The 9486-nt window shown below is 44.6% G+C and carries 9 protein-coding genes and 1 pseudogene; 9 read left to right on the forward strand and 1 reads right to left on the reverse strand.

What is annotated here, in order from left to right; translation table 11 throughout:
• Nucleotides 1-636: pseudogene (locus tag IQR33_RS04165) on the reverse strand (diguanylate phosphodiesterase); the annotation flags it as partial.
• A 473-nt stretch (nt 637-1109) separates the two neighbouring features.
• Here IQR33_RS04165 and rbsD point away from each other — a divergent pair.
• The 9 genes from rbsD to IQR33_RS04210 all read left to right on the forward strand — a co-directional run bounded on the left by rbsD (nt 1110) and on the right by IQR33_RS04210 (nt 9271).
• Nucleotides 1110-1529: a D-ribose pyranase gene (gene rbsD / locus IQR33_RS04170; RefSeq protein ID WP_005382620.1), complete on the forward strand. Its 420-nt coding sequence runs from the start codon at nt 1110-1112 to the stop codon at nt 1527-1529.
• A gap of 23 nt (nt 1530-1552) precedes the next feature.
• Complete coding sequence (rbsA, locus tag IQR33_RS04175) at nt 1553-3058, forward strand: ribose ABC transporter ATP-binding protein RbsA (protein WP_017635386.1); 1506 nt, start codon at nt 1553-1555, stop codon at nt 3056-3058.
• Complete coding sequence (gene rbsC, locus IQR33_RS04180) at nt 3055-4038, forward strand: ribose ABC transporter permease (RefSeq protein WP_005382618.1); 984 nt, start codon at nt 3055-3057, stop codon at nt 4036-4038. The genes rbsA and rbsC overlap by 4 nt, the downstream gene beginning before the upstream one ends.
• Nucleotides 4039-4125: 87 nt before the next feature.
• Nucleotides 4126-5004 carry a ribose ABC transporter substrate-binding protein RbsB gene (rbsB, locus tag IQR33_RS04185; protein WP_005373143.1) on the forward strand — a complete coding sequence of 293 codons (879 nt, stop codon included), beginning with the start codon at nt 4126-4128 and terminating at the stop codon, nt 5002-5004.
• A gap of 222 nt (nt 5005-5226) precedes the next feature.
• Nucleotides 5227-6144, forward strand: a complete 918-nt coding sequence (gene rbsK, locus IQR33_RS04190) for a ribokinase (RefSeq protein WP_017635385.1) — start codon at nt 5227-5229, stop codon at nt 6142-6144.
• Nucleotides 6145-6179: 35 nt separating this feature from the next.
• The gene (locus IQR33_RS04195) at nt 6180-7187 is read left to right on the forward strand and encodes a substrate-binding domain-containing protein (protein WP_033906467.1); all 1008 of its coding nucleotides are present in this window, start codon (nt 6180-6182) and stop codon (nt 7185-7187) included.
• A gap of 230 nt (nt 7188-7417) precedes the next feature.
• Complete coding sequence (locus tag IQR33_RS04200) at nt 7418-7636, forward strand: hypothetical protein (protein ID WP_005499106.1); 219 nt, start codon at nt 7418-7420, stop codon at nt 7634-7636.
• Nucleotides 7637-7797: 161 nt separating this feature from the next.
• The gene (gene pnuC, locus IQR33_RS04205; RefSeq protein WP_193837969.1) at nt 7798-8529 is read left to right on the forward strand and encodes a nicotinamide riboside transporter PnuC; all 732 of its coding nucleotides are present in this window, start codon (nt 7798-7800) and stop codon (nt 8527-8529) included.
• A gap of 10 nt (nt 8530-8539) precedes the next feature.
• On the forward strand, nt 8540-9271 hold the full coding sequence (locus tag IQR33_RS04210) for a nucleoside phosphorylase (protein ID WP_193837970.1): 732 nt from the start codon (nt 8540-8542) through the stop codon (nt 9269-9271).
• Nucleotides 9272-9486 lie beyond the last annotated feature (215 nt).

Genomic DNA, 9486 nt, shown 5'->3' on the forward strand with positions numbered 1-9486 from the left:
TGTGTCAAACTCGATTTCATGCTTAATCTCGTTAAAGGCTTCAAGTGATACGGAAACTATCACAAAAAACACATTTTTCGAGTCAAAGCTCAAAGGGTGAGTCCCCGTTCTTTTGTCGACGACCTCATATTGAAGAAGAATGCTTTGTCCACTGGAGTTATAAATAAAGCCAGTGTGACTGAAAGCCTCTCTCTCATTGAAACTTCGTGATATGTACTCTAACACCTTTGGGTCGACCACGCCTGATGATTCGTAATATTTGTTTTCTGTGTAGTAGAGAAGGTTTTGTTTGCCGTCGAGGATCGCCATGCTCGCATCGCCTTTGTAACCATGGCTCAATACTTCAGCGGTCTCGTCTAATCGGTTAAACAAGACTCGTTCACGATAGGGGTTGTTATGATTTACCAAATAGTCTTGTAATACATCACTTTTACTGAGCGTATAGGCATAACTATTAAGAAAAATATTCGCTTGTCGAAACTGCCCGGCGAGCTTTTCCATTTGCAACTGAATATAGCTGTCTTCCCGCTTGATGAGCGTCACTTTTTGAATGCTATAAATAATATAGCTAGATACTAACGCGCTTAATAAGATCACTGGCGCGACAAGCAAAATGACTCTATTGCTTAACTTCATTATGGTTCTTAGTTTCCGTTTGTGTCCCTACAAACGTCGCGTACCAGGTAAGGTACTGAACGGATGATGTGTTTTGGCAAATTGTAACCAGATTGTAAGGTGAGCGTTCTCCAAAATCAGGCAGCTATCTAAGAATTGTGATGACGTGAAAGGTTTCGAACTTATTAACTAGAGGTTTTCTCAGTAGTTGGACGTCCCTTTTCCTTCCTCCCTGTATAAAACCTAACCGTAATGACAGGGAAATACCGTCATCGAAACGTTTCGATGGTAAAGTGTGACTCAAGTGCACTTTTCCTATTCAATGACAATTGAATTACAGATCATTCTCACACCTTATCGATCTCACACTGGTCAAATTGCGATGACGAATTATTATTTCATCGAAACGTTTCGATGAGTTTTCTGTTAATAACGAAAACACTTTAAAACAGGCGCTCATGGTTGTATGAACGTGTAACCGAAAGGTCGATGAGATGAAAAAAAGTACCCTAATTAACTCAGATATTTCTTACTTGGTGGCGACGCTAGGCCACACCGACGAGATCACGATATGTGATGCTGGTCTACCAATCCCAGAGCATGTTCAGCGAATCGATTTGGCGCTAACGCATGGGGTACCAAGTTTTCTTGATACTGTTCGCGTAATTCTATCTGAGTCCCAAATCGAAGGGGTCATCATTGCGGAAGAGTTCTCTGATGCAAGCCCAGTTTTGCATGAAGCGTTGCTCAACGAACTGAGCAAAGAGAGTGAAGAAACGGGCAAATCTATTGAAGTGAGCTACGTGTCACATGAAGCGTTTAAAGCACGTACGGCGCAAAGTCGCGCTATCGTAAGAACCGGCGAATGCTCGCCATATGCGAACGTTATTTTCCAAGCGGGCGTGGTTTTTTAAGCCAGAGATATTGAGGACAGATTATGACTCAAGCCATTCTACAACTAAGCGAAATTGAGAAGGCGTTTCCGGGCGTAAAAGCACTCGACAAAGCAAGCCTGAATGTTTATCCAGGCCGTGTTATGGCGCTGATGGGTGAAAATGGAGCAGGCAAGTCAACGTTAATGAAGGTGTTGACAGGCATTTACCACATGGATGCGGGGAGCATTCAATATCAAGGTCAGCCGGCGGCCTTTAAAGGTCCACGCGATTCACAGGAAGCTGGTATTAGCATTATTCACCAAGAGCTGAACCTGATTCCTGAACTGACGATTGCCGAAAATATTTACTTGGGACGAGAGTTCACTGGCTCCTTAGGGTGTATCCAGTGGGGCAAAATGTATGACGAAGCTGACAAGCTTTTAAAACGTCTCAATGTAAAGCATTCATCAAAAACATTGCTTGGCGATTTAAGCCTTGGTGAACAACAAATGGTGGAAATTGCAAAGGCACTTTCGTTTGAGTCGAAAGTCATCATTATGGATGAGCCAACGGACGCATTGACCGATACCGAAACGGAATCACTGTTTAAAGTGATTAATGAGCTCCGCGAGCAAGGATGCGGCATCGTATACATTTCGCATCGTCTCAAAGAAATCTTTGAAATCTGTGATGATATTACGGTGCTTCGTGATGGTAAGTTTATCGGTGAGTGCAAGGTGTCCGACACTGATGAAGATGGCCTAATTGAAATGATGGTTGGCCGAAAATTAGAAGAGCAATATCCACGTATTGATGTACAACATGGCGAAACCTGTCTTGAAGTCATTGGTTTGACTGGGTCTGGCGTTCAGGATGTGAGCTTTACTCTCAAGCGCGGTGAGATTCTCGGAATTTCTGGCTTGATGGGCGCAGGCCGCACTGAACTCATGAAAGTCATTTACGGCGCATTACCTAGTGAGCATGGTGTTATCAATCTTGATAACAAAACTATTAACCCGGTTAGCCCGCAAGATGGCTTGGCAAATGGTATCGCTTACATCTCTGAAGACCGCAAAGGCGATGGTTTGGTTTTAGGTCTTTCGGTTAAGGAGAACATGTCACTTTGTTCGCTAAACCAGCTGACCAAAGGCTTCCAGATTCAACACAGCGACGAAGTGATTGCTGTGGAAGATTTTATTAAGTTATTCAACATTAAAACCCCAACGCGAGATCAAATCATCGGCAACTTATCTGGTGGTAACCAGCAAAAAGTTGCGATAGCGAAAGGGTTAATGACGAAACCTAAAGTTCTGATTCTGGATGAGCCGACACGTGGTGTTGATGTCGGAGCAAAAAAAGAGATTTATCAGCTCATCAACAAGTTTAAGGCCGAAGGTATGAGCATCATCTTGGTTTCTTCCGAGATGCCTGAAGTGCTTGGCATGAGCGACCGTATTTTAGTGATGCATGAAGGTCGTATCACTGGCGAATTCGATGCGAAAGACGCCGATCAAGAAAAACTACTCGCCTGTGCCGTGGGCAAAGAGATCAATGAGGAAGCAGCATGAGTACGAATACCATGAGCAAACCAACCGAAACTGGCAACAAGAAGTTGTTCACAAAAGAGTGGCTGATTGAACAAAAATCACTGATAGCTTTGATCTTTCTGATCGTTGTTGTGTCATTTTTGAACCCGAACTTTTTTACGGTCGACAACATTCTCAACATTCTTCGTCAAACCTCCGTGAATGCCATTATCGCAGTGGGTATGACATTAGTTATTTTAACAGCAGGCATAGACTTAAGTGTTGGTTCGGTATTGGCATTGTGTGGTGCCTTTGCGGCAAGCATGATTGCGCTTGAGGTTCCGGTGCTGGTGGCGGTTCCAACTGCTTTAGTCGCAGGTGCAGCGTTAGGTGCGATCAGCGGTATCATTATTGCGAAGGGTAAGGTGCAGGCATTTATCGCTACGCTGGTTACCATGACGTTACTACGCGGTGTGACCATGGTGTACACCGAAGGTCGTCCAATCTCGACAGGCTTTACTGACACCGCGGATGCGTTCGCATGGTTTGGTACTGGCTACGCGCTAGGCATTCCGGTTCCTGTTTGGTTAATGGTGGTTGTGTTTGCAGCGGCTTGGTATTTACTTAACCACACGCGCTTTGGTCGCTATGTTTACGCACTAGGCGGCAATGAGTCTGCGACTCGCCTATCAGGTATCAATGTAGACCGAGTGAAGATTGGTGTCTACGCCATCTGCGGTATGTTAGCAGCGCTTGCAGGCATTATTGTAACGTCTCGTCTTTCTTCGGCGCAGCCAACAGCGGGTATGGGCTACGAGCTAGACGCTATCGCAGCGGTTGTTCTTGGCGGTACCAGCTTGATGGGCGGTAAAGGTCGTATCATGGGTACCTTGATTGGTGCGCTGATCATCGGTTTCTTGAACAATGCACTTAACCTACTTGATGTTTCTTCCTACTACCAAATGATTGCAAAAGCAGTGGTTATCTTGCTGGCGGTATTGGTAGACAACAAAAACAAGTAATTCATAACAATCTGTATATATAAAACAGTGAATACAAACCGAGTCAGGGGACGTGTACTGGCTCACCCTACACAAAGGACTAGAACGATGAAAAAACTTGCAACTCTTATCTCTGCTGCACTTCTTTCTTCAACCGTATCGGTAGCGGCGCAAGCTCAAGATACCATGGCGATTGTGGTTTCGACGCTAAACAACCCGTTCTTCGTAACGATGAAAGACGGTGCGGAAGCAAAAGCGAAAGAATTGGGGTACGACTTAATTGTACTGGACTCGCAAAATGACCCGAGTAAAGAACTGTCGAACATCGAGGATTTAAGTATTCGCGGCGTAAAAGCAATTCTTATCAACCCAACGGATTCTGATGCAGTGTCTAATGCAATTCGTATGGCGAACCGTTCTAAGATCCCTGTGTTGACATTAGACCGTGGTGCAAGCCGTGGTGAAGTCGTGAGTCACATCGCGTCGGACAACGTAATTGGTGGTGAAATGGCAGGCCACTACATCATGGAAAAAGTCGGCGAAAAAGCAAAAGTCATTCAACTTGAAGGTATTGCGGGCACATCGGCAGCGCGTGAGCGCGGTGAAGGCTTTATGAATGCCGTGAAGGGCAGCGATATGGATCTTCTTGCTAGCCAACCGGCTGACTTTGACCGCACGAAAGGTCTAAACGTAATGGAAAACCTGCTAGCGGCTAACCCGGATGTACAAGCGGTATTTGCACAGAATGATGAAATGGCGCTAGGTGCACTTCGCGCAGTTCAAGCTTCTGGCAAAGATGTCGTTATCGTTGGTTTTGATGGTACGGAAGACGGCATTGCAGCAGTTAACCGTGGCAAACTAGCGGCAACTATTGCTCAGCAACCAGACCTTATCGGTGCTTTAGGTGTTGAAACGGCTGACAAAGTTTTGAAAGGTGAAGAAGTAGAAGAGTACATCCCAGTACCACTAAAAGTAGTCACTAAGTAAGTTTTAAGTTCAATAAATCATCCTAATTTTTGCTCTCTCCTCCGTTTATATCTGTCGTTTAGGAGGTGAGGGCAAACTTACCCAAAATACTGCAAAGTGTGGGGTATAGATGCCTTTGGCTTTTTATCGAGACTCCTTCATCAGGAAGAGAAGTTAAAGTCATCTAATGTATTTTCCTAAACAGTTTTTAAAAAGGGTTCATTCAGAACCGAGGATAACCGTATGAATAAGTTAGTGGTGTTAGGTAGTGTAAACGCTGACCATGTTCTTCAAGTGCCTTCTTTCCCTCGCCCAGGCGAGACGCTGCATGGTCGCAACTATCAAGTTATCCCAGGTGGCAAAGGTGCCAACCAAGCCGTCGCGGCGGCGCGATTAAATGCAGACATAGGTTTTATCGCTTGTGTGGGCGACGACTCATTCGGCATTAACATTCGCGAAAACTTCAAAATGGACGGCATCGATATCACTGGTGTGAAGATGCAGCCAAATTGCCCGACAGGTATCGCGATGATTCAAGTGTCGGACAGTGGTGAGAACAGCATTTGCATTTCAGCTGAAGCAAACGCCAAACTGACAGCAGAAGCGATTGAGCCAGATTTAGAGCGTATTCACCAAGCAGATTACTTGCTAATGCAATTGGAAACGCCGATGTGCGGCATTGAGAAAGCCGCGCGAATCGCGAAAGATGCCAAAACCAATGTCATTTTGAATCCTGCGCCAGCTCGTGAATTGTCAGATGAATTACTGTCTTACATTGACGTGATTACGCCAAATGAAACGGAAGCTGAAGTTCTGACAGGTATTACTGTAACAGACAACGAAAGCGCGCAAGAAGCGGCGAATGTGCTACATGGTAAAGGTATAGAAATTGTCATGATCACACTCGGTGCAAAAGGCGTTTGGCTAAGCCAAAACGGTCGAGGCGAAATCATCTCGGGTTTCCGCGTTGAAGCGATGGATACTACCGCTGCGGGCGATACATTTAATGGGGCATTCGTCACTGGTCTCCTAGAAGATTTACCTTTAGAATCAGCGATTAAGTTTGCACATGCGGCGGCTGCAATTTCTGTGACCCGCTTTGGCGCGCAAACGTCGATTCCAACCCGCGAAGAGGTGGACGCGTTTCTCGCTGAACAATAAGGCGCACAACGCCTCATTAAAATAGGAGTAGTAACATGGCGACGATGAAAGACATCGCAAAACTGGCAGGGGTTTCCACTTCAACAGTGAGCCATGTTATTAACAAGACGCGTTTTGTGAGCGAAGAGATCTCTGAACGCGTTAACAATGCCGCAAAAGAGCTTAACTACTACGCGCCCTCTGCATTGGCGCGTAGCCTCAAAGTCAATCGTACCAAAACCATTGGTATGCTCGTGACAACCTCAACCAACCCATTCTTTGGCGAAGTCGTAAAAGGCGTAGAGCGTAGCTGTTACCAAAAAGGCTACAGCCTCATTTTATGTAACACCGAGGGTGATAACGAACGTATGCGTCAATCCATTAATACGCTATTGCAAAAGCGTGTCGATGGTTTGATTTTGATGTGTTCGTCGCTAGAAGGAGAGCGTATCGATGTATTTGAGCGTTACCCAGATATCCCAGTAGTGGTAATGGACTGGGGGCCGATGCTATTTACAAGTGATAAAATCCAAGACAACTCACTTCGTGGCGGTTACTTAGCAGCGAAATACTTAATTGATTGCGGCCATACTGAAATTGGGTGCATCACTGGCCCTTTGATTAAACACCAAGCGCAAATGCGATACGAAGGTTATAAGCGAGCAATGAACGAAGCGGGCTTGGAATTTAATGCCAATTGGATCATTGAATCGGACTTCGAATGTGAGGGTGGGTATCAAGCGTTCAAAAAAATGGCTCAGCGTGGCGCATTACCTAGTTCGATTTTCGTCTCTAACGATATGATGGCGATGGGGGTGATTAACGCCGCAAATGAGCTCGATATTAAAGTGCCGGACGACCTGTCCATTATTGGTTACGATGACATCCATATCGCGAAATTTATGTCGCCATCGCTAACTACCATTCATCAGCCTAAGTACCGTTTGGGGCAGGCTGCCGTTGAGACTCTTGTCCGAAGACTGGACGACAAATCTAACGACGCTCAAGTCGTTCAACTGGAACCAACATTGGTTGTACGCAACAGTGTGACGAATTTCTCTTAATTAAAAACAAACGCATGGTTAACAAATTTAGTGCATATAATTTATAAAAAATGGGCTAAAAAATAAATAAGCATGCAAAACAGATGTTCGAATTTATTAACTCAACATTTGAAAAGTGTGATTTTTTGCGAGTAACTCGAAAGATTTCGTGTCGATAGTGCTTAAAAAGCTTATTATTAATAAAGCCTATAATTAGATTTATAAATTATTGAGATGAATGGAAAATCTTTATGTTAGTTAAGAGATATGCACAGTATTCAGTAAAGAGGCCGTGGTTTCACCGTTTCAATATTTCACTAGTATTAACGGTGTTTGTCGTGAGTGTTTATGAACTACTTGCGAATGAAGAGTATGTATACTTGGCTGGCGTGGTGTTTACATTTGCTTCGACTTTACTGTTCGCGTCAGCATCGACGTTCAAAAAGCGCTACCTAGGACACGAGTCCTAGTTCATTTGGAATGAATAATTGAGATAAATAGGTACTTTCAAGTAAGTAATGAATCTGAATTATGATCGAGTGCATCAAGAGGAGGACAAATGTCCTCCTTTTTGTTGGGGATCACGCTCTAATATAAGCGTATTCCAAACAAAATAATAAAGGACATCACCATGGACCTCTTTGCTTTACTCGATATTAATAATACCCTCTTTAACATTCCGATCGGCGACGGCTACGCAATGAGTTGGATCGAAGCTTTCGGTACCGTTTTTGGACTGCTTTGCATTTGGTTTGCCAGCCAAGAAAAAACCATCAACTACTTATTCGGTTTGCTGAATGTCACGCTTTTTGCCGTTATCTTTTTTCAAATTCAGTTATACGGATTATTGCTTCTTCAATTGTTTTTCTTCTGTGCGAACATTTACGGCTGGTATGCGTGGACCCGTCCAAACGCACAAGGTGAAACGCTGGAAGTTCGCTGGTTAAATAAACAGAAACTTATTACTACTGCCTCTATTAACGTTGCATGTATCGCATTATTAACGATCTATATCGACCCATTTTTCTTTGCGCTAGCAAACATTGCTGTTGATAGCTTGAATCTCTTTGGTGCTGGCTTGGCTGAACCGGTGCTTGAACCTGATGCGTTCCCGTTCTGGGATGCAACCATGACAGTACTGTCTGTTGTTGCACAAATTCTGATGACACGTAAATACGTCGAAAACTGGATTCTATGGGTTGTGATTAACATTATCAGTGTGGGTATCTACGCGACGCAAGGTGTTTACGCAATGTCTGTTCAGTACGCGATTCTTATGTTCATCGCTGCCAATGGCACGCGTGAGTGGGCTCGTAGCGCTAAGCGCAATGGCGATAAAACCTTAGCGCACGCTGCTGCGTAAGGAACGAAAAATGGCCAAACAACCTCATATCGGAGTGGATGAAACACAAATCGCTCCCCTCGTTATTGTATGCGGCGAGCAAGATAGAGCGAATCGTATCGCGGCATTATTTGATGATGCAGAAATGGTGTCGGAAAACCGCGAGTATCGTGTGTTTACCGGCAACTACAAAGGCAAGCCTGTTTCAGTGTGTAGTACAGGTATAGGTGCGCCATCGATGATCATCGCAGTGGAAGAGCTAAAACAGTGCGGTGTGACTCATGTGGTACGCGTTGGATCTGCGGGGGCAATGCAATCAGGCATTCATCTTGGCGAGTTGATCATTGCCGAAGGCGCGGTAAGAGATGAGGGCGGCTCTAAAGCGTATGTCGATTCGTCTTATCCAGCCTACGCAAGCTTTTTACTGTTAAAGGAAGTTGAGCGTTACTTGTCGATGCAAAAAGTGCATTATCATTTTGGTGTGGTACGTTCTCACGACAGTTTCTATACCGATGACGAGGATGCAATATGCCAACATTGGAACAAGAAAGGCATCTTAGGTGCCGATATGGAAACCTCTGCGCTGTTTACGGTCGGTCGACTACGAGGCCTTCATGTGGCTTCGATATTAAACAACGTGGTGCTGTATCAACAAGATGTGAAAGAAGGGGTTGGTCAGTACGTTGATGAGGCCAAAGTAATGATGCAAGGTGAGAAGAGCGCCGCGATTACGGCATTAGAAGCCTTGGTTGCTCAGCGTTAGCCAGTCTCTATCTCAGTAAGTCACATAAACAGAATAGATGTAAAGCGACAGGTCACTGTCGCTTTTTTATTTGGAGTTACGGGGTACAATCCACCTTAAATAGTTGTCCGTAACTTTTTCTGAGAGAGCAGAAAATGAAAATCAGCCCTTATCCGACTGGTCGCTTCAAAACATACCTTGAAGAAAAGAGTGCCACCTTTCGCGATTTGATTTAT

This window comes from Vibrio sp. OPT46 (genome assembly GCF_015163535.1).
GTDB lineage: Bacteria > Pseudomonadota > Gammaproteobacteria > Enterobacterales > Vibrionaceae > Vibrio > Vibrio alginolyticus.